19 protein-coding genes are annotated in these 20,331 nt (G+C 70.9%); 9 read left to right on the top strand and 10 right to left on the bottom strand.

What is annotated here, in order from left to right:
• Positions 1–3 precede the first annotated feature (3 nt).
• From QSU92_RS11060 to QSU92_RS11040, 5 genes are read right to left on the bottom strand one after another with little or no spacing between them, the layout of a single operon-like run.
• On the bottom strand, positions 4–1,464 hold the full coding sequence (locus tag QSU92_RS11060; RefSeq protein WP_289261772.1) for a protoporphyrinogen/coproporphyrinogen oxidase: 1,461 nt from the start codon (positions 1,462–1,464) through the stop codon (positions 4–6).
• The gene (locus QSU92_RS11055) at positions 1,448–2,170 is read right to left on the bottom strand and encodes an ABC transporter ATP-binding protein (RefSeq protein WP_422880442.1); all 723 of its coding nucleotides are present in this window, start codon (positions 2,168–2,170) and stop codon (positions 1,448–1,450) included. Before QSU92_RS11055 ends, QSU92_RS11060 begins: the two co-directional genes overlap by 17 nt.
• Positions 2,164–3,126: an ABC transporter ATP-binding protein gene (locus QSU92_RS11050; protein WP_289261769.1), complete on the bottom strand. Its 963-nt coding sequence runs from the start codon at positions 3,124–3,126 to the stop codon at positions 2,164–2,166. Before QSU92_RS11050 ends, QSU92_RS11055 begins: the two co-directional genes overlap by 7 nt.
• 4 nt (positions 3,127–3,130) lie before the next feature.
• Positions 3,131–5,863 carry an FtsX-like permease family protein gene (locus QSU92_RS11045; protein ID WP_289261768.1) on the bottom strand — a complete coding sequence of 911 codons (2,733 nt, stop codon included), beginning with the start codon at positions 5,861–5,863 and terminating at the stop codon, positions 3,131–3,133.
• Positions 5,860–8,274 (bottom strand): FtsX-like permease family protein, encoded by a 2,415-nt coding sequence (locus QSU92_RS11040; protein ID WP_289261765.1) that lies wholly within the window; start codon positions 8,272–8,274, stop codon positions 5,860–5,862. The genes QSU92_RS11045 and QSU92_RS11040 overlap by 4 nt, the downstream gene beginning before the upstream one ends.
• Before the next feature lie 78 nt (positions 8,275–8,352).
• On the opposite strand from QSU92_RS11040, the gene QSU92_RS11035 reads away from it, so the two are divergent.
• Together QSU92_RS11035 and QSU92_RS11030 are read left to right on the top strand one after the other, a co-directional pair.
• Positions 8,353–8,925, top strand: a complete 573-nt coding sequence (locus tag QSU92_RS11035; protein WP_289261763.1) for an HhH-GPD-type base excision DNA repair protein — start codon at positions 8,353–8,355, stop codon at positions 8,923–8,925.
• Positions 8,922–9,344 carry a DUF1801 domain-containing protein gene (locus tag QSU92_RS11030; RefSeq protein ID WP_289261761.1) on the top strand — a complete coding sequence of 141 codons (423 nt, stop codon included), beginning with the start codon at positions 8,922–8,924 and terminating at the stop codon, positions 9,342–9,344. The genes QSU92_RS11035 and QSU92_RS11030 overlap by 4 nt, the downstream gene beginning before the upstream one ends.
• Position 9,345: 1 nt before the next feature.
• Here QSU92_RS11030 and QSU92_RS11025 read toward each other — a convergent pair whose 3' ends face one another.
• The 3 genes from QSU92_RS11025 to QSU92_RS11015 are packed head-to-tail and all read right to left on the bottom strand — an operon-like array spanning position 9,346 to position 13,011.
• Positions 9,346–10,731, bottom strand: a complete 1,386-nt coding sequence (locus tag QSU92_RS11025) for a glycine--tRNA ligase (protein WP_289261759.1) — start codon at positions 10,729–10,731, stop codon at positions 9,346–9,348.
• 19 nt (positions 10,732–10,750) lie between these two features.
• Positions 10,751–11,131 carry a DUF4870 domain-containing protein gene (locus tag QSU92_RS11020; RefSeq protein WP_289261757.1) on the bottom strand — a complete coding sequence of 127 codons (381 nt, stop codon included), beginning with the start codon at positions 11,129–11,131 and terminating at the stop codon, positions 10,751–10,753.
• A gap of 47 nt (positions 11,132–11,178) precedes the next feature.
• The gene (locus tag QSU92_RS11015; protein ID WP_289261755.1) at positions 11,179–13,011 is read right to left on the bottom strand and encodes a glycoside hydrolase family 15 protein; all 1,833 of its coding nucleotides are present in this window, start codon (positions 13,009–13,011) and stop codon (positions 11,179–11,181) included.
• 162 nt (positions 13,012–13,173) lie between these two features.
• On the opposite strand from QSU92_RS11015, the gene QSU92_RS11010 reads away from it, so the two are divergent.
• Genes QSU92_RS11010 through QSU92_RS10990 form a run of 5 tightly spaced genes read left to right on the top strand, consistent with a single transcriptional unit; the run spans position 13,174 to position 17,444 of the window.
• Positions 13,174–13,494 carry a hypothetical protein gene (locus QSU92_RS11010; RefSeq protein WP_333783425.1) on the top strand — a complete coding sequence of 107 codons (321 nt, stop codon included), beginning with the start codon at positions 13,174–13,176 and terminating at the stop codon, positions 13,492–13,494.
• Positions 13,495–13,509: 15 nt separating this feature from the next.
• Positions 13,510–13,821, top strand: a complete 312-nt coding sequence (locus QSU92_RS11005) for a pore-forming ESAT-6 family protein (protein ID WP_289261752.1) — start codon at positions 13,510–13,512, stop codon at positions 13,819–13,821.
• A gap of 13 nt (positions 13,822–13,834) precedes the next feature.
• The gene (locus tag QSU92_RS11000) at positions 13,835–14,179 is read left to right on the top strand and encodes a DUF6507 family protein (protein ID WP_289261750.1); all 345 of its coding nucleotides are present in this window, start codon (positions 13,835–13,837) and stop codon (positions 14,177–14,179) included.
• Between the two features lie 3 nt (positions 14,180–14,182).
• Positions 14,183–17,161, top strand: a complete 2,979-nt coding sequence (locus tag QSU92_RS10995) for a glycohydrolase toxin TNT-related protein (RefSeq protein WP_289261748.1) — start codon at positions 14,183–14,185, stop codon at positions 17,159–17,161.
• On the top strand, positions 17,154–17,444 hold the full coding sequence (locus QSU92_RS10990; RefSeq protein ID WP_289261746.1) for a YrhB domain-containing protein: 291 nt from the start codon (positions 17,154–17,156) through the stop codon (positions 17,442–17,444). Before QSU92_RS10995 ends, QSU92_RS10990 begins: the two co-directional genes overlap by 8 nt.
• Before the next feature lie 176 nt (positions 17,445–17,620).
• Here the strand turns inward: QSU92_RS10990 and QSU92_RS10985 are convergent, their stop codons facing one another.
• Complete coding sequence (locus tag QSU92_RS10985; protein WP_289261744.1) at positions 17,621–18,052, bottom strand: hypothetical protein; 432 nt, start codon at positions 18,050–18,052, stop codon at positions 17,621–17,623.
• An 80-nt stretch (positions 18,053–18,132) separates the two neighbouring features.
• Here QSU92_RS10985 and QSU92_RS10980 point away from each other — a divergent pair, with 80 nt between their 5' ends.
• On the top strand, positions 18,133–18,762 hold the full coding sequence (locus QSU92_RS10980) for a TNT domain-containing protein (protein ID WP_289261743.1): 630 nt from the start codon (positions 18,133–18,135) through the stop codon (positions 18,760–18,762).
• 52 nt (positions 18,763–18,814) lie between these two features.
• Here the strand turns inward: QSU92_RS10980 and QSU92_RS10975 are convergent, their stop codons facing one another.
• Entirely contained in the window at positions 18,815–19,633 is an 819-nt protein-coding gene (locus QSU92_RS10975; RefSeq protein WP_289261742.1) for an SDR family NAD(P)-dependent oxidoreductase, read from the bottom strand.
• 73 nt (positions 19,634–19,706) lie between these two features.
• Here QSU92_RS10975 and QSU92_RS10970 point away from each other — a divergent pair, with 73 nt between their 5' ends.
• Entirely contained in the window at positions 19,707–20,303 is a 597-nt protein-coding gene (locus QSU92_RS10970) for a TetR family transcriptional regulator (protein WP_289261740.1), read from the top strand.
• The last annotated feature ends 28 nt before the right edge of the window (positions 20,304–20,331 follow it).

Genomic DNA, 20,331 nt, shown 5'->3' with positions numbered 1-20,331 from the left:
CAATCAACCGGCGACACCGCCGAAGAGCACGCCACGTCGAAGAGCGTCGGCCTGAGCCACCGCATCCTCCACGACCTGCGCAAGGCCCGTTCCCGCCAGCCAGGCCCCGACGAGCGCGATGCCCGGCGCGGCCAGTGCGGCACGGGCGCGGGTGGCGCGTTCGGCGCGCCCCCGGGCCGTGGCCGGCGGTGGCTGGTCGTAGCGATATCGGTGCGTGCCCCGCAGGCGGACGCCGTCGAGCGGAAGGGCCAGCAGAGCGGATGCCTCGGCGAGCGCCATCGTCGTCGCCGCGGCGTCATCGAGCGCAGCCGTGGCGGGGAGCACGCCCGGGCGGCCGAAGGTCACCCGGGCGACGAGGCCGTTGTCCCCGGCTTCCGTGCGCACCTCCTCCCAACGGCCGGTCTGATGAAGAAGCGTCGACGCCCTTCGGGCTCCCGGCACCGCGTGCACGACCGGCCCGGGACGGTCGGCCGCGCCGCCGGGGGCGTCGAGGACGAGGGTGATGGACTCCAGCGGCACGGTGGGTGCGACATCGACGGCGAGAGAGGCCAGCTGCGGTGCCGCGTCGGCGAGGAGCGCCCGTGCGGCCCCCTCATCCACGGCGACGATGACGGCATCGGCAGCGACGGCGTCGGCGGCTGTCTGGACCCGCCATGGCCGACCGTCGCCGGCGCCGGCGCGCCCGATCCCGGTGACCGGCGCCCCGGTGCGGATCTCGACGCCGAAGTCGGACAGGCGCGCGACGAGTCCGTCGACGATCCGCGACATCCCGCCCGAGAGCCCGGCGAGGCCGTCTTCTCCGCCGTCGCGCTCGGCGCGGACGGCGGCCACCGCGCCGGCGAGCGATCCCGTGCGGGTGAGGGCGGCGTTCAGGCCCGGCGCCACCTCGTCGACGAGGACGTCGTCAGGATCGACGGCGTAACCGCCGACACTGAGCGGGGCGACGAGCCGGTCACGGACCCGGTCTCCCATCCGGGTTCGCACGAGGCGACCCAGGCTCTGCTCCTGACCGATCGTCAGGGGCGGACGGAGGCGATCGAGGTAGGCGCGCCACGCGCCCGACCACCCGATGTGGCGTCGGACGTCGTCAGCCCACGCGTTCGCAGGGATGCCGAAGACGGTCTCCGCCGGGAGAACGGCGACGCCGTTCGCGCCCGCGATCCAGCGCCCGCCGTGGTCGGGACGGATCACCGCGCCGCCGAGCCCCACCTCGTCGAGGACGGCCGAGACCACCCCGCCGCGGGTGGAGAAACCGTCGGCGGCGAGGTCCACCGAGACCCCGCCCACGTCCTCGCGGCGGATGACGCCGCCGACCCGGGTGTCGCGTTCGAGAACGGTGACGCTCATCCCGACCTTCGCGCACTCCAGGGCGGCGACCAGGCCCGCGACACCGCCTCCGACGACGATCACGGCCTTCTCGGCGGGATGCGAGGGGACGGATGCGGCGCTAGCGGCGTCGGTCACGGCGCAGCCTCCCCTCGGCGGCCGCCAGTCGGCCGTCGTGCAGTTCGGCGACCCGATCGGCGCGTGCGCGGAGGATCGGATCGTGGGTCGCGACCACCGCGGCGATGCCCCGGGTGTGGACGAGATCGACGATGAGGTCCATCACGGCGGCTGCGGTGCGGGAGTCCAGCTGCGCCGTCGGCTCGTCGGCGATGAGCACGCGCGGCTCGGCGACGATCGCGCGCGCGATCCCGACCCGCTGCTGCTGCCCGCCCGACAGCTCGCCGGGCCGCTGCGCGGCGTGGTCGGCGAGCCCCACCTGTCGCAGGGCTTCGGTGACCCGCGCGTCGCGCTCGGCGGGATCAGTGCGCGCGATCCGCAATGGCAGCTCGACGTTCTCGGCGGCCGAGAGCACGGGGATCAGGCCGAAGGATTGGAAGACGAACCCGAGATCACGGCGGCGGACCTCGGCCAGGGCGTCCTCGTCGAGGCCGGTCACCTCGGTCTCGCCCACCCAGACGCGGCCCGCATCGGGTCGGTCCAGTGTGCCGAGGATGTTCAGAAGGGTCGTCTTCCCCGCGCCCGAGGGTCCGGTGACGACGACGAGCTCTCCTGGATGCGCCTCGAGATCGATGTCGACGCAGGAGTGGACGTCACCGGCGGCGCTGTGGAAGGTGCGGGTGAGCCCCTCGCCGCGAAGGGCCGCGGGCCCGCCGCCGCTCACGATCGATCCTCCGCGGGAGCCTGGGGCGCGGCATCCGCTCGCTCCCCTGGGCGCACCTGGACGTGGTCGGGTTCCAGGGCCAGGCGCACCCGATCGCGCAGGTCGAGCGCCGAGACGAACTCATCGGGAAGCTGGAGTCGTCCCACCCGGTCGAGCACCGCGTACTCCTCGGCGATGTGCTCCTCGGCCCCGTGCTCGTCGACGCGGGTGGAGCGCAGAACCTCGGTGGAGGTACGCCCGTCGCGGATCTGCACGGTGCGCGCGACATGGTCGGACACGCCGGGGTCGTGCGTGACGATGAGCGTGGTGATGCCGCGCTCCCGATTGACCGTGCGCATGGCCTCGAGGACGTGGGCGCTCGTGGCGTCGTCGAGTTCACCGGTCGGCTCGTCGGCGAGGAGCACCCGCGGATCGTTGGCGATGCCGACGGCGATCGCAACCCGCTGCTGCTCACCACCCGACATCTCCGCCGGTCGACGAGCGGCGCAGTGCCCCACCTCGACGAGATCGAGGAGCTCCTGCACCCGTGCCTTGCGGGCGGCCGCGCCGCGAGGCGTCCCGGTCACGGCGAGGCTCGCCGCGATGTTCTCGGCGGCTGTGAGGTAGGGGAAGAGGTTGCGCGAGGTCTGCTGCCACACGAATCCGACGCTGCGACGGCGGAAGCCGACCCGCTCCTTCTCCTTCATCGTCAGGAGGTCGTGGCCGGCGACGACCGCCACGCCGGCGGTGGGCCGGTCGAGGCTGGAGAGGATCGACAGGAGCGTCGACTTGCCCGACCCCGACGCACCCACGACGGCGACGAGTTCTCCGGCCTCGACCCGCAGGTTCAGTCCCTGGAGGGCCTGCACCTCGATGCCGGGACCCGAAGCGGTGGGCACCTGGAAGATGCGCACGAGGTCAGCGCACCAGATGTCGGCGTCGGGCGCCGCCGCGGGGCGTGAGCGGGTGGTGGGGTCCATGGTCCTATCCTTCCTCGACCGTACGCAGGAGGCGCGAGGTGCGGGCGCGGCGCGAGACCGCGAGGGCGATGAGCGTGGCGACCGTGACCAGCGCGACGAAGGCACCGAGGGTCACCCCGAGGATGACGGGGTCGACGGAATACGCGGGCTGGGCCGTCGAGCCGGTGAACGATCTGAGGTCGACCCCGGCCAGGACGACGAGGGGCACCAGAGCCCCGAAGAGGGTGCCGGCGACGAGGGCGGCCAGCCCGGCCGGCGCGACCTCCCACGCCGCCAGGGCGCGCCCGATGCGGGCGGGGGCGCCGAGGGTGCGCAGGAGCGCGAGCAGCCTCGCCCGCGGCGCGGCGGCGAGGGTGAGCGTCATCACCACGGCGAGGGCCCCGAGAAGGGCGGCGAGCGCCGTCGCGGCGAAGAGCGCGGCGCGCAGTCCCGCGACGGCGGGGCTCTCCTCGATCTGATCGGTGATCTCGCGGGCGGTGTCGATGCGGAGCGTGGGACTCACCACCTGCCGCACGGCGTCGACCACCGCGACGGGGTCGGCGCCCTCTTCCAGCCGGATGACGGCGGTGCGATCGCTCGGATCCCGCCCGAGCGTCTCCTCGGCGGCGGAGGAGTCCAGCGCGAGCCACGCGGCACGGGCACCGATCGGCGCGGGACCGTCGAGCACCCCCACCACCTCGGCGGGAACCGAGCCGACCCGCAGGCCGCCGCGGCCATCGATCTCGTCGGCGAGCGCTGTGGAGACGACGATCGGGAGCGGCCCTGACGCCGGTGCCAGCGAGACGCCGGGCGGCAGCATCCCCGGGCCCTCCCCCTGCACCGCGCGGAGGTCGTCGGCGTCGACGACGAAGGCCGAGGTGCCGACCCGCTCACCGTCGATGTCGAGGGTGACGGGGTCGGCTCCCGAGATCCCGGTCGCCCCCGCCACGCCGTTCAGCGAACCCAGCTGAGCGAGCTGGTCACCGGTGATGATGCCGCCCGCCACCCGGACGTCGGCGCCGATCTGCGCGCCCGCCGATCGGTCGATCCCCGCCTGGACGGTGGAGAGGAGGATGCCGGAGGACACCGCCACCGACACCCCGACCACGAGCGCGAGCACGGGGGTGAGTCCGATCGCCGGCTCCCGCAGCGCCCGCACGGCGCCGAGGTAGCCGGCGAGGTCGCGCGCTCCGCGAGAGCGCCGGAGGAGTGCGGCCAGCGGGACCGGATACAGCCGCAGCGTCACCACGCACGCGACGAGCGCAAGCAGGAGCGGGGTCGCGGCGGTGAGGAGATCGGCACCGTCACCCGCGCCCCGCAGGAGCAGCAGGATGAGTGCGAGGGCGGCCAGCACGAGCACAGCGCCCTCGAGGACGACGCGCAGCCGCGAGCCGCGTCCGCCGAGGTCGGCACGGGGCCGGCGGTCCGCGGCTGACGGTGCGAGGATGGCGAGTACCGCGGCGGGAACGACACCGACGGCGACCGCAAGGCCGACACCTGCGAGGTCGGGAACGGTTCCCAGAGCCAACTGCGTGACGGCCACGCCGATTCCGACCCCGAGAAGGGCGGGGAGGATGCCGCACGCGACCCCGTCCAGCGCGAGGAGAGCCCGGAGCTGTCGGGTGTCCGCCCCGCGCGCGGCGAGAAGCCGAAGGGCGGGTCGGCGCCGGTCGAACACGAGACGACAGCCGAGGATCAGCACCGCGGTGGCCACGCCGATCGGACCGGAGGCGATCATGGCGACCACGCCCGCGGTCGCCCGCTCCTGGGCTTGCGCGGCGTCGATGGCGCCGATGGCGTCGGCGGTGAATCGGAGGCTGAGGATGCCGCCGGTGCCCGTAGAGGTCTCGGCGACCGTGTGTCCCACCGCGGTGAGGAGGCGAAGGCCCGCCGCGACCGCCTCCGCGTCCCGCGCGTCGACCGCGGTCTCGTCGAAGGGGTACCAGACGGTCGTCGTGACGCTCGCGCCCTGCGTCGGGAAGGTCGCGCGGAGGGATGCGGGGTGGGCGAACCCGGTGCCGGTGACGACGCGCGGCCGATTGCCGTCGTCGAAGATGTTCGGCTCGAGCACCGACGGCACGTGCTGCCAATACGCACCGGCCGCATCGACGGGGGCGAAGACACCGACGAGCACCACGTCGACGACGCCGTCGAAGCCGATGATCTGACGCGTGGTGTCCCGTTCCCACTCGAGCTCATCGGCGGTGTCGGCCGAGAGGACGATCTCGATCCTCCCGCGGGCCTGACCGTCCGCGCCCTCGGCGCCGGGCTCGACGAAGACAGCGGGGTCGGGGAGCCGGCCGTCGACGATCTCGATCTCGTCCTCGTAGCGGGGATCCGCGGCGACGGCGATCTCCGCGGTCCCCGGCTCGTCGGCGAGGGCGGCAGCGGAGCCGACGGCGATCGTGCGCGCCGGCTGCAGGATGTCGGGGAGCGGCGCCGCCGCCTCGGTGCGGATCCTTTCGACCTCGGTCGTGAAGCCTCCCCAGACGTCGGCGACGACGGTCGGGTTGGAGAACAGCACGTCGGGCGCGACCGGGGGGATGCCGTTCTCGTCGGCCACGACGTCGCGCTCGACCGCACTGAGCCCCGCGAGCCGGTACTGCACCGTCGCATCGCCGAGTCGGCCCAGTGCCACCGGAGCGGCGGTGGCGAGAATCGTGAGAACCAGCACGAGCAGCGCGACCACGAACCCGCCGCCCGAGGCGAAGCCGAGGTGGTGGCGCAGCAGCGCGGCGCGGGTCACGCGGCCACTCATCGGGCCTCCTCCCCCACGACCGCGTCGCGAGCGGCACGACGGACCCTCTGGCTCGCGCCGACGATGATGAGCACCAGTCCGCCGGCAAGCGCTGCCACGACACCGATGAGGGGAGCCCAGGCCGGCTGGAGCGAGAGAGCCACGGCGAGGATGCCGGGCGTCGTCGCGCGGACGAGGGGCTCGGCCAGCACCAGCGCGACCGCTGCACCGCCCACCACGCCGAGGAGGGCGGAGCCGCCGAGGATCGCTCCGAGCTCGCCGGTGCGGAGCCGTGCCTGCCGGGCGCCGGTGACTCCGAGCGCCCGGAGGACCGCGAGCTCGGGCCCCCGGGCCAGAGCGAGCGACTGCACGATGGCGAGCGTGGCGATCAGCGCGAGGACGGCAGCGCCACCGGCGGCCACCCACCATCCCGGGACGAGCACCCCGACCATCCGGTCGGCCACCCCCGGAGCGGCGACCCGTACGGCCCGGTCGTCGAGCGCAGCGCTGAGCGCGGCATCGGAATCCAAGCGGCCCGCAGCCCACACGCTTCCGGGAAGGGCGAACGACGTTCCGCGCTGCAGCGAGGCGACGAGGAGGTCGTCCGTCACCGCGAAGACCGCGTCGGCGCGCGAGGCCCCGGGAATCGCGTCGACGACGGCGGTGACGAGCACCTCGCCGCGGCGGCCGGTGCCGGCGACCCGGTAATCGAGACGGTCACCCACGGCGACACCGAACCGCGCCCCGAACGCTTCGGAGACCGCGACCCGCAGGGCATCGGCCGGCACGGCCGCGGGGCCGCGCTCCCGGCCGTCGGCGAGCCAGATCACCTGTTCACGCTCGCCGCCCTGGAAGACGACCGAGCCGGCGAGATCGAGGGCCTCGCCGCCGACCGCCGAGATCTCCTCCAGGGTCACCGTCCCGGCCGGCACGCCGGGGGTGGGGCCCACCCGCATGACGAGGGCGGCCAGCGTCCACGGCGCCGCTCCGCCGGGGAGGGCGGCTTCGGCCACCACCCGCGCGCCATCGATCGACGACAGCGAGCGCGCCACGGTCAGCGGCACGGCCGCGGGCGTCCCGCGTGCGTCCAGGAGGATCGCCAGCGGCTGCAGCGCGCCGCTCACGTCAGCGCCCGTCCACTGCGCCGACACGGTGATCGAGAGGCCGGCAGCTCCCTCCCCGAGCGCCACGGGTGCAGCGCGCACGACGTCGGCCTCACCGGCGCCGGCCTCACCGGCGTCGCCCTCCTCACCGGTGACCGCCCGCACGAGCGCTGAGGGATCGGCGGCGCCGCCCGCATCGGTCATGACCACCGGTGCGGAAGCGGCGGGGAGCGCGACGAGGCTCACCTCGTCGTCGCCGAACTCGAGCAGATCGGTGACCGCACCGGCCACCGCGTCGACGCCGTCGACGGCGGCGCTCGCGCCGAGATCGGCGGGTGACGCGCTCTGCGGTGCCAGGTCGACGCGGAGGTCGGTTCCGACGCGCAGCGCGGCCGAGTCGGTCGTGGCGGCGGCCCACGTGCCGGCGAATGCACCGGCCAGGATCGCCTGCGACACCGTCAGCGCCACCAGGAGCACGGCCACCCCCGAGAGCGGAAGCCGGCGGGCGACCTGCCGGCGGCCGAGCGCGGTCTCCAGGCCTCGGGCGCGCGCCGCCGGGAGAGCTGCGACGCGCGCGAGGACGCCGAACACGGCGAGTGCCGCCAGCGCAGCGGCCAGGAGGACGACGGTGGGGGTGAGCGCCACGATCGGGTCGAACCCCCCGGGCCGGGCGAACCCGAGCTGCCAGAGGCCGAGGGCTGCGGCGGCGACCACGAGGGCTACGGCGGCGATGGTGGTCGCGCGCGCCCCCCGGCGACGCGTGACCGAGCGCCGCGCGAGCGCCGAGACGAGGATCACCGCGAGGAGCAGCGCGATCAGCGCTGCGGCCGCCGTCTGCGTCAGGGCCGCGGTCGCGGCATCCGTCCCTCCGATCGCCGCCGCGAGCCCGGCGGCGATCCCCGAACCCGCGAGCGTGCCGGCCACACCGACGATCACCGCCTCGGTCGTGTGGAGCAGGAGCGCCTGGCCGCGCGAGAGTCCTCGAGCGCGGGCGGTCTCGGTCTCGTGTTCACGCGCGGCGGCGAGCAGTCTGCCCAGCTGCGCCACCGCGGCGCCCGCCACGACCGCAACGGTGAGAAGGAGTGAGGGAAGCGCCGAGGCGAGTGACGCCGCCCCGACGGCGACGGCGGCGTCGACGTCCTCCACGGGAGTGCCGGCGGCCGCGGCGGCGCGGGCGCGCGACTCGGCTTCGCCGGTGACGACGAGGATGAGGATGACGGTTGCCACCGCTACGGCGACCGTCGCCGCCAGCGCGCCGAGATGCCCGGTGCGGGCACGGGCTCTGCGGAAGAGCAGGCCGGCCGTGACGAGCGTGCGCGGATCCGCCACGTCGCGCACCTCCTTGGTCTGCTCGATGGTGGTCCGATCGATGGCTCCTGACAACCTAACGGGTGGGAGACTGTCGGCATGACGCTTCACATCACCGGTGATGAGACCGCGGATCAGCTGCTCAGCGACGATCCGCTCGCGCTGCTGATCGGGATGCTGCTGGACCAGCAGGTGGCGATGGAGACCGCCTTCGCAGGTCCGTTGAAGATCTCCGAGCGAGCCGGCACCTTCGATGCGGCGACGATAGCGAGCTTCGAACCCGACGCCTTCGCCGAGCTGTTCTCCGCCACCCCGGCGGTGCACCGCTTCCCCGGGTCCATGGCGGCACGGGTGCAGTCGCTGTGCGCCGCGGTCGTCGAGGAGTGGAACGGCGACGCCTCGGCGATCTGGACGCGCGGCGAACCGGACGGTGCCGAGGTGCTGAAGCGTCTGAAGAAGCTGCCCGGGTTCGGAGAGCAGAAGGCGAAGATCTTCCTCGCCCTGCTCGGCAAGCAGTACGGCTACACCGGCGAGGGCTGGCGTGAGGCGTCGGCCCCCTACGGCGAGGAGGGGTCGTTCCGCAGCGTCGCCGACATCGTCTCGCCCGAATCGCTGACGAAGGTGCGCGAGTACAAGCGGGCGATGAAGGCGAAGGCGAAGGAGTCGTCGTGAAAGCCACCGGAGGCAGCGTCGAGGAGTACATCGCGGCCGTGACGCCGGAGCGCCGGAGGCGCGATGCGGAGACGCTCGTGACGATGATGCGCGAGATCTCCGGCCGGGAGCCCGAGCTCTGGGGCACGATCATCGGCTTCGGCAGCTGTCACTACCGCTATCCCACGGGCACGGAGGGCGACATGCCGCTGCTGTCGTTCGCGCCGCGAAAGGCATCGACCACGGTCTACGTCGACGCCGTCGCCGCGCACACCGACGATCTGGCGAAGCTCGGGCCGCACACGTCGAGCGTGTCGTGCATCTACCTGAAAGACCTCGAGAAGGTCGACCTCGACGTGCTCCGCCACATCCTCGTGCAGAGCTTCGCATCGGTCACCAGCGGCGGCGGCGACTACGCCGCCATCACGGTGACCGGCTGAGTCAGGCGCCCTTCAGTCGCTCCGCGAGGTAGGCGTGCAGGCCCTCGAGGGGCACGCGCTCCTGACCCATCGTGTCGCGGTCGCGGACGGTGACCGCCCGATCCTCGAGGGAATCGAAGTCGATGGTCACGCAGAACGGCGTGCCGATCTCGTCCTGGCGGCGGTAGCGGCGACCGATCGCGCCGGCGTCGTCGAAGTCGACGTTCCACTGCCCGCGCAGGTCGTCGGCCACCTCGCGGGCGATCGGCGAGAGCTGCTCGTTGCGCGAGAGCGGCAGGACGGCGGCCTTCACCGGGGCCAGGCGCGGGTCCAGACGCAGCACGGTGCGCTTGTCGGTGCCGCCCTTGGCATTGGGCGCCTCCTCCTCGTGGTACGAGTCGACGAGGAAGGCCATCATCGACCGTGTCAGACCGAACGAGGGCTCGATGACGAAGGGTGTGTACTTCTCCCCCGAGGCCTGATCGAAGAAGGTCAGCGACTGGCCCGACGCCTCGCTGTGGCTCTTGAGGTCGTAGTCGGTGCGGTTGGCAACCCCCATCAGCTCGCCCCACTCCTTGCCCGGGAAGCCGAAGCGGTACTCCAGGTCGATGGTGCCGGCGGAGTAGTGCGCGCGGTCCTCGGCGGGCACATCGAAGCGGCGCATGTTGCCCTCATCGATGCCCAGGTCGACGAACCAGTTCCAGCACGCCTCGACCCAGTGGTGGAACCACGTCTCGGCCTCGGTCGGCGGGGTGAAGTACTCGATCTCCATCTGCTCGAACTCGCGGGTGCGGAAGATGAAGTTGCCGGGAGTGATCTCGTTGCGGAACGCCTTGCCCACCTGGCCGACGCCGAACGGTGGCTTCTTGCGGCTCGCCGTGAGCACGTTGGAGAAGTTGACGAAGATGCCCTGCGCTGTCTCGGGACGGAGGTAGTACAGACCCGACTCGTCGTCGACGACGCCGAGGTAGGTCTTCACCAGGCCTGAGAACGCCTTCGGCTCGGTGTACCGCCCCTTGGTGCCGCAGTTCGGACACGGCACATCGGCCAGGCCGTTCTCGGCCGCGCGCCCCTTGCGTGCTTCGAAGTCCTCGATCAGGGTGTCGGCGCGGAAGCGCTTGTGGCACTGCAGGCACTCCACGAGCGGGTCGGTGAAGGTGGCGACGTGGCCCGAGGCCTCCCACACGCGCTTGGGCAGGATGATGGAGGAGTCCAGGCCCACCATGTCGCCGCGTCCGCGGACGAAGGTCTGCCACCACTGGCGGCGGATGTTCTCCTTCAGCTCGGTGCCGAGCGGACCGTAGTCCCACGCCGACCGCGACCCTCCGTAGATCTCGCCCGCTTGGAAGACGAACCCGCGATGGCGAGCGAGAGCGATGACTTTATCGAGACGGGACTGGTCGGGCACCCGTCGATTCTAGTGAGGCCTACCGAACGAACGGGATCGACAGCGGGTAGGTGTACCACTGGCCGCGGTTGGCGGCGACGGCGGCGATGATGCAGAACACGATGTTCAGGACGTAGGCGGCCAGGATGACGAAGACGCCGATGAGGAAGAAGGTCAGGATCCCGCCGACGAGGTAGGCGATGATCAGGGTCAGCTGGAAGTTCAGCGCAGTGGCCGTGTGCGCCCGGACGAAGGGCCCCCGATCCCTCAGCACGAGGTAGCCGATGAGGGGCGCCAGGAAACCGAAGAAGAGTCCGCCGAGGTGGATCAGCGTGGCCCAGAGCTTCTCATCCGCGGGGTTCATCGGCTGCGCCGGGGGCGGGGCATAGCCGCCGGCGGGCGGCGGAGGCGACGTGGTCATGGGCTCAGCGTACGAGCGGCCGGTGCCGGAGTGGGAGGGGGTTACCCCTATTTTCCCAGCAGCCGGTCGAGGTTCACGGCTGCGTCGATGAGAGCGAGGTGGCTGAAGGCCTGCGGGAAGTTGCCGAGCTGCTCGCCCGTGAGACCGATCTCCTCGGCGTACAGACCGAGGTGATTGGCGTAGGTCAGCATCTTCTCGAACGTCAGCCGCGCGTCATCCAGTCTTCCCGACCGCGCGAGCGCATCGACGTACCAGAAGGAGCAGAGGGTGAAGGTGCCCTCCGACCCGCGCAGGCCGTCGGGAGAGGCCGCCGGGTTGTAGCGATACACGAGGCTGTCGGAGACGAGCTCTTCCTCCATCGCGCGCAGGGTGGAGAGCCACAGCGGGTCGCGCGGCGAGACGAAACCGGTCCGCGGCATCACCAGGAGCGACGCATCCAGCACGTCCGTCCCCTCGTGCTGGACGAAGGCGTGACGCTTGTCGTCCCACCCGGCGCTCATGATCTCGGAGTAGAGGGCGTCGCGCTCGGTTCGCCAGCGGACGATGTCGGCGGGCTTTCCGATCGATTCCGCCAGACGGATGCCGCGGTCCAGCGCCACCCAGCACATCAGGCGCCCGAAGGTGAAGCGCTGCCGGCCGCCGCGGGTCTCCCAGACCCCTTCTTCGTCGCGCTGCCAGTTGTCGCACACCCAGTCGAGCATGCGCGCGACCTCGGTCCACCCGCGGTGCGAGAGCATCAGGCCGTGAGCTTGGGCGTGTGCGATGGAGTCCATGACCTCGCCGTAGATGTCCAGCTGCAGCTGGTCTTCCGCGCCGTTGCCGATGCGTACGGGTCGTGAACCGCGGTAGCCCTCGACGTCTTCCAGCACCGTCTCGTCGAGGTCGTGGGTGCCGTCGACGCGGTACATGATCTTCAGCGGACCCGATTCATCACCGACGCTCTCCTTGACGCGATCGGCGAGCCACGCCACGAAGGCCTCCGCCTCGTCGGCGTATCCGAGAGCCAGGAGGGCCGAGACGGAGAACGACGCGTCTCGGATCCACGTGTAGCGGTAGTCCCAGTTGCGCTCGCCACCGACCTGCTCGGGGAGTCCGGCGGTGGGTGCGGCGACCAGGGCCCCGGTGGGTGCGTAGGTCAGCAGTTTCAGGGTGATCGCCGAACGTGTGACCACTTCCCGCCATCGACCGTGATAGGTCGAGCGGTCCACCCATTCCCGCCAGAACCGCTGAGTGCGCCGGAACATCCGGTCGAGCTCACCGGCCGGAACCCGCTCGGCGCGGGCGCCGCCGGTCTCCAGCAGCAGCCCGGTGCTCTCACCGGCACGCAGCTCGCCTCGGACGCGGAGGGCGCCGTCGACCATCTCCAGGTGGCCGGCGGGAGCACCGTCGCGCTCGATGACGTCACCGACCCGGTGGACGGTGAGGCTCTGACCCGCCCCGGTGAACACCACACCGTGATCGGGCGATACCTCGACGCTCTCGGGGTGTTCTCCGTATCCGAACCGGGGGCGGACCTCGGCTTCGAACTCCATCGCACCTCGGACGACGCGGATGAGGCGTGCGATGCGGTGGCGCTGAGTATGCCCACGTCCCGCGATCGGCATGAAATCGACGACCTCGCCGACGCCGTCCTCGGTCATGAACCGGGTGATGAGGATCGCGGTGTCGGGCAGGTAGAGCTGCCGGGTCACGACGTCGTCGGCGAGCGGGCGGATGCTGCAGAACCCGCCCTTCTCGGCATCGAGGAGCGAACCGAAGATGCTGGGGGAATCGAACCGCGGGGCGCAGAACCAGTCGATCGTGCCCTCGGTCGACACCAGCGCCGCGGTCTGAAGGTCGCCGATCACGCCGTGGTCGGCGATGTTGGGGTAATCCGCCATGAGCACCCTCCAGTCCGACGGTCGTGGCCGTCGGACCCATCGTGTCAGCTGAGGGACGCGAAAAGGAGAGTTCTCTCATCTGATTGGAAGGCGGTTTCGCCGTTGTCTAGGCTGTGGAAGTCGTTTTCAACGGGTTCGGGGAGGTACGCGATGAAGTTCGCGATGGGGGCTGACACGCTGGGCGTGCTGGGAAAGGCGACCTCCGGGTCGAGCGACGAGCTGGCACTGCTGGTGCGGCAGCTGCTCGAGGCGGCGGAGCCGCTGGAGGGGCAGTTCCAGGGCGCTGGACGCGTGGCGTTCGACCGCTTCAAGGCCCGTACGGACGCCATCTCGGGTGAGCTGAAGCTCGCGCTGGACGGCGTGCTCGGCGGTATCGCAGGGATGGACCGGTCGTTCCAGGAAGGTGAGGCGTCGATGGTCGACTCCACCACCAGCCTCGAGTCGGGTTCATCGTTCGACGCGGCGCGCTTCGGCGCCCGATGACGGGAGGGGATCATCATGGCGAATCAGGGTGACCGTCGGGACTACAGCATTCCGGCATCGCAGAATGCCCAGGACAACTTCAACCGCGTGGCCGCGCAGCTCGAGACGCTGATCGACGCGCACGACCGCGACGTGAACGCCGCGATGGCCGATTACGCCGCCGACGGCGTCTCGGAGGACTATCGCGCCAAGGAGTTGCGGTGGAAGAACGCCGCGGGCGAGGTGCGCTCCATCATCCAGACGCTCCGCTCGTCGCTGGAGCGCAATGACGAGTCGGCGCAGACCGCTCTCGGCAAGGCGCGCACCGCGGTCGAATCCATCGGCTGAGAGGGGCTGACCTGTGACGGGCTGGAGAATCCAACCGTCGGGGGTCGTCGCCGTACTGCAGGACGTCAACGTCGATGCCGAGGCTCTCGGCACCGCGTTGAACAACCTCAGTCCCGCCCTCGAGGGGGCGGTGACCGCCTCGCAGTCGGCCGCGATCGCTGAAGCGGTGCAGTCGTACTTCCAGATTCACGAGGGTCCTCGTATCCAGGGGATGAGTGCTCGGATCGGCGCGGCCGCGACGGGCGTGGTGAGCGCAACGGAGGCCTATGTGCAGGGCGACCTGGACATGGCGGCCAATGCGCAGTCTGCGGCGCACGCGACGGTCTACCCGCCCGTGCTGCCCCCGGGGGTGAGGTGACCGATGCCGAGTGCCATCGATCCGGACGCGATTCCGGGCAAGGACATCGATCCGGACACCATCGAGCTGCATGCGGGCACGGTGAGCACCATCTCCGGCCAGGTGCGCGACCACGGGGCCGCCGTGCACACGAAGTGGCAGGGCATGGCCGCGGTGTACGAGGCGCCCGAATCAGGCATCGTTCTCGACCTGATGCAGCCGGTGAACACCCAGTCCACGCAGGTCGGAGACAACCTCTCCGTCGTCTCGCAGGCGCTGAACGGGTTCGCCGAGGCGGTGCGCCCGATCAAGGCGGCACTGGATCAGCTGCGCCTGGACGCGCAGGCCTTCCGCGCGGAGATCGCCGGCGGCGTGCAGGTGCAGGAGCTGAACCCCGCGTACACCGCGTACGGGTCGTACGGGGGCACGACGGCAACGTATTCGGGGTCGTGGAACGCCTACGGCGCGACTGGATCCACGTCGACGGCCGAGCCGGTGGAGCAGTACCGGACCGTCACGAAGGAGTGGCACGAGGTCCAGGAGTATGTCGACCGCAACAACGACCTCATCGCGCAGGTGAACGCACAGCAGGTACTGCTGTGGGAGGCCGAGCGCGACTGTGCGAACACCATCCGCGCCCTGTACGGCGCTGATCCGCTCCGGGCCGCGCAGTCGGAGGACGACGCCCTCGGATACGGGATCGAGGAGATCCCGGAGGGCACCGAGATGCCGTGGGGCGCCGAGGTCGAGCGCACCGAGGGCTGCGGCGAGGCGACGGCGAAATTCGTCTTCAAGGACTTCCTCTGGGAGGGCATCGCCGTCGGCGGGATCTGGGGCACGGTCGAGGGCCTCGGCACTCTGGTCCTCGGTTACAACCCCGCGACCGGTGACTTCTTCTCCGGCGACGCCTACGGGGCGGCCTGGGGGAACCTGGGCAATCTGCTGTTCGCCGGCGCCGCCAACACCGGTGTGCTCGCTCCGATCTTCCACGCCGATTCGCTCATGCAGCAGCTCGGCGGCGACGGGTTCCTGCCGCAGGAGGTGCGCGACTTCAAAGCACAGGCGGACGAGGCCGCGATCAACACCGGCAAGGCGCTCATCGCCTGGGACAAGTGGGCCGATGACCCCGGTACCGCACTCGGCGAGTCGGTGTTCAACGTCGGCACGGCGCTCATCCCGGTGGGCGGTGCGGCGGTCGCCGGAGTGAAGACGGCCTCGACAGCGGCATCCGTCCTCTCCCGGATGGCGCGGGTCGCCGACTTCGTCGACCCGGCCGCCTGGGCCGTGAACGGCACCATGCGCCTGGGAAGCGCCGGGCTCGGGAGCCTGGACAACCTCATCGGGCGTCTCGACACCACCCCCGTCGACGTGAACCTCGGCCCCGTCGAGGTGTACACCGCGACCGACCCGACGTCGGCGATGCGCTTGCTGGACGAGGTCGGCGTCGACCCGCAGAACGTCTACGCCCGGGTCGACGAGACCGGCGCGCCCGTGCTGGAGTTCCCCGGCGGTGTGATCGAGATGCCGGCGGGCTCTCTCGACAACGCCGTGGCCGGTGGCGTCCGCGCCGGCGACGGCGGGGCCGAAGCATCCGTTCCCGCGCCCGTGCGCGAGCCGGAACTGGTGAATGCGGGTGGCGTGCGCGGCGAGACCGGCCCTGCGCCGGCGAACGCGGTCGTGGACGAGGCACCGGTGCGCACCGAGACCGGCGGGTCGGGCGGCGCCAGCGCGGACACGAACGGACCCGCCGGAAACGGCGCAGGATCGGGCGACGGTTCGGGCCCGGGCGACGGGTCGGCTCCGGTCGGTCGCGGCGACGAGGGCGACGGCTGGACCGAGGGACCGGAGCACCGCGGGGGAGACATCGATCCCGAATACGGGGAGCCTCGCGCCGATCACGGGACACTGGCCGACCAGTACGCGCCGCCGGCTGACGTGCCGGCCGACATCCGGCACCTCGTCTCCGACCCCGAGGCGCCCTACGGTCGCGGGTCGGATGGCGAGCCCTACACCCGCGCAGAGTGGGAAGAGCGGTACATGGGTCCGGACAACCGCCCCATCTACCCCGGCAACGACGGCGCGGTTCCCGGCTCGCGCGTATCGTACACCGACATGGAGGCGTTCCGCCGCGACTACGGCGACACGATCGACCGCTTCGGCGGGAGCGGTGGCGCCTACCTCTCGCCGGAGGGTGTGCTGTTCGAGCAGCGGGCGTTGCCGGGCGGCAACCTCAACGCCGGGTATCACGTGTTCCGTCTCACCGATGAGCTCCCTCCCGGGGTCCACATCGAGGTCTCCGAGGTCGCTCCCGCGTTCGGTCAGCCGGGCGGCGGCATCCAGCTGCAGTTCGTCGACGACGTCGACGGTGTTCTCAGCGTCGAGCAGCTGCTGTCGAACGACTACCGGATCATCGAGTCGACGACCCCGACGGTGCCGAGTGGTCTGGACGCGGGCGCCAACGCACTCAGCGACTTCTCCTCACCGGTCCCCGGTGCTGTCGATGTGACGGCGCTTCACTTCGACAGCATCCCGGCTGACCTGCAGCGCTCGATCATCCGGCACGAGTACCCGGGGCTTCTCGGCGTCAATGCGACGCGGTTCGACGGCCTTCAAGCCGGCACGCTCGATCCGGGATTCGCCCAGCGAGGATGGGATCAGAACTGCACGCGATGCGTGATCGCGTTCGATCGCGTCATGGAAGGAACGCCGGCATCGGCGATGCCCTCCGCCGTACCCCGTGACGTGGGAGACATCTTCACCGGACTCGGCATCGAACCGAACTTCCAGTGGATGGGTGGATATCAGGATGTCGTCGCGCGGATGACCGCCATGCCCGAGGGCAGCCGCGGGGTCGTCTACATCGCGAGACCGAATGGGTCGGCTCACGTGTTCAACGTCATCCACGATCGCAACGGCGTGGTGTTCTTGGATGCGCAGACCGGCGCTTTCGCCCGCCTCGAAGATGTGTCGAGAATCGGACTCATGGTGACGAAGAATGGCTGACGTCGTCGACGCTGTCGAGGCGCAGCGCATCGCCGTGGAGCTCCTCGCCGAGGGAGAGCGCAACGGAGGTGTCCCCTGCGTGCTCGTCGGTGAACCAGAGGATCACGGTCGCTGGTGGGTGCAGGGCTACCAGAGCCGCGCCTTCATGGAAGAGGGGGACATCATGCAGGCGCTTGCAGGCAATGGACCCTTCGCCATACCCAAGGATGGTTCGCCGCCGTTCCGCCTGGGGAGCGCGGAGCCGGCCGACATCCAACTCGCCCGCATCCGGGAGCGTGAGTGACAACTCGGCCGTAAGTGGAGAGCAGGCTCTTCGAGCGAGACGGCACAACCGGAACGGACGCCTACGAGCCCGAGCTGGCCGAACTGCTGGGCCGTCGCGTGCGAGATGGGGTGGCTGGCGCACGTCGAGAGCGGACATCGACGCCATGTTGATCGGGAACCCGACGACCGGCCCGCCTACTGCATGAGGAAGCCGTTGACCTGACGGAGTCCGAGGCCGGCGACGTAGGTGTAGCGCTTGGCGTCTGTGCGTTGACGGAAGGATGCTTCGTGTCCTCGGGCTTCGACGTCGTATCCCTGATCGATCCGGGTGACGGTGGTGTCCGGTGCGGGTTCGGCGGGGAAGACATCTCCGAGCCCGCGATCGGCGCGCCAGATCGATGCCAGGCAGACCGCGAGGAAGGTCTCCGCTTCCGACCGTGACGAGAAGCGCCCGAGCGTCGTCCACTGACCTCGACTCTGCTTGTCGACGGTGAACCCCTCGCGGTCCTGGCGAATGGCGAACGCCGTCTCCAGGTCGCCCCACCCGACCAGCAACCTCCCGTCGCCCGTCAGCGGGAGGTAGGACAGGCGGTCGGCCCACATCGCGAGAATTCCAGCGTCATCCACAGCCCTATTCTGACGTCGATCGACATTCCGGCCGTGTGCATAGGCTTGATCGCGATGTCCTGCGACGAAAGAGGAGACCGATGACGCCCGAGATCTCGTGGGCGGACGTCCGAACCACCCTGCGCGAGAACGGTGTCCCCGACCGTGCCGTCCTCCTCCCCGGGGATGACGGGGTGCCCTGGGAAGGGGCTCTTGTCATCGCCGACGCCGGTGACCGGTGGACCCTTTCCACCGTCGACTACGGGACGGCGCGCGTCCTGTTGCGACGCCCATCGGCGCCGGAGATCGTCACCGCCCTGTTCCAGTACGCGCTGTCGCCGCTCCCCGAGCCGGAGGAACTACCCGATATCGAGCGGGAACGACTTCTCTCCTGGGCCGCTCCGCACGTGATGGATCTCGCCGCTCGCGGCGTGAAGGACACCGTGATCGACCTGCCCGCCGGACTGCTGGTCGACCGGATCGGAGCCCTCGACGGGTTCCTCCTCTACCCGACCGGCACGTCCTTCGAGGCGCGCTCGCTTCCGGTGGCCGCCCTGGATCAGCCCCTCCAGTCCTTCCTCACGACGGCCCCGATCCGGGTTGCCGCCACCGTCACACCGCCGTGGTTCGGCCGCGAAGGGGGCGGCATCCGATTCGCGGTCCAAGACCCCTCGATGGGCGTCCGCGACCTCGTGCGAGAAGGACAGCTGCGGAGGATCGCGACGCCGTGAACAGGCTCACGGGGGATGTCGTCGACGCAGCTGAGGCGCGGCGTATCGCCCCTCAGGCCCGCACCGGCTGATCACGCATCATCAAGCGCCCGACGAACTCGGTCATGCGTCGGCGCCCGGCAAGCCGGGTGGCGATGGCGGACAGACGATTCGAGGTTCCCGCGATGACGGTGACCGGCGGTGTACGCCGGGCGATCGCCGTCAGAGCAGTGCGGGCCACGGCCTCAGCCGACATGCGACGGGCACCGCCGCCTGCAGCTTCGCCGGCCACCTGGAAGAACTCCGTCTCGGTCGCGCCGGGGACGAGGGCCATCACCCGCACCCCAGTTCCTCGCGACTCGAACCACACCCCCTCGGTGAAGCTGAGTACGAACGCTTTCGTCGCCGCGTACACCGCCATGGTGGGGTTCGCCGCGTAGGCCGACATGCTCGCGACGTTGACGACGAAGCCGTCGCGCCGCGCGCGCAGCTGCGGAAGAAACGCATGGGTGATCTCCACGACGCTCGACACATCCACGGCGATCTCGCGTTGAAGGTCGCTCAGCCGCGCCTCATGGAGTAGACCGTGATTGGCGAAACCGGCGTTGTTGACGACGCCCGTCACGGCGAAACCCGCCTCGGCGGTCCGCGTGCGCAGGCGCTCACCGATGCCCGGCTCGGAGAGGTCCGCGGGGAGCGCGAGCGCGCGCACGCCGTACGTCGCGGCGAGCTGGTCGGCGAGCGCTCGGAGCCGATCCGCGCGTCGGGCCACGAGAACGAGGTCACTGCCGCGTGCGGCGAGCTGGTGCGCGAATTCCGCGCCTATGCCGGCGCTCGCGCCGGTGATGAGAACCGTCTGGGCAGGGAAGTCGAGTGCAGTGGGAGTCGTCATTCTCGCATCCTATGCCTGACTGGCACCTAGTGCCAAACCGGCAGAGGAAGTCACGCTGTCCTAGGATGCTGAAATGACCTCCCCCACCCCTGCTCCCGGCCTCTGGGCCCGCTCCCGCCAACGCGCGTACGCCGAGATCACCGAGGTCGCGATGGGCCTGTTCCTCGCCAATGGGTTCGACAACACCACCATCGACGAGATCGCGCAGGCGGCGGGGATCTCCCGGCGGTCCTTCTTCCGCTACTTCGGAACGAAGGAGGACGTGGTGCTCGGCCACTTCGTCGCGGACGGCGCGCTCCTGCGCGCCGAGCTCGAGAAGCGCCCCACCGATGAGGATGCCTGGGAGGCGCTCCAGGCGGCGGTCACAGCCACCCTCGCCGCACCCGACCAGGCTCAGATGCTCGCGGTGTCGCGCATGATGTACGGCACGCCGTCCCTTCGCGCACGCAGCATCGAGAAGCACCTGCGCTGGTACGACGACCTCGTCCCGGAGGTCGAACGACGGCTCCCGCCCCCCACCGACGCCCGCGCACTCGCCGCTCGGGTGCTCGTCGGAACCGCCATCACTTGTATCGACCTCGCCGGAGAGGCGTGGACGCGGGATGACGGGGCGCGGCCACTCCTCTACTACGTCGACGCCGCCCTGACCGCCGTCCGCCCGAAAGCCTGATCAGAAGCGGCCCCGACTAAGATCGGAG

It is taken from the genome of Microbacterium sp. ET2, assembly GCF_030347395.1.
GTDB lineage: Bacteria > Actinomycetota > Actinomycetes > Actinomycetales > Microbacteriaceae > Microbacterium > Microbacterium albipurpureum.
The sequence above is the reverse complement of the archived record's forward strand: the minus strand, read 5'-3'. Positions and strand labels throughout refer to the sequence as shown.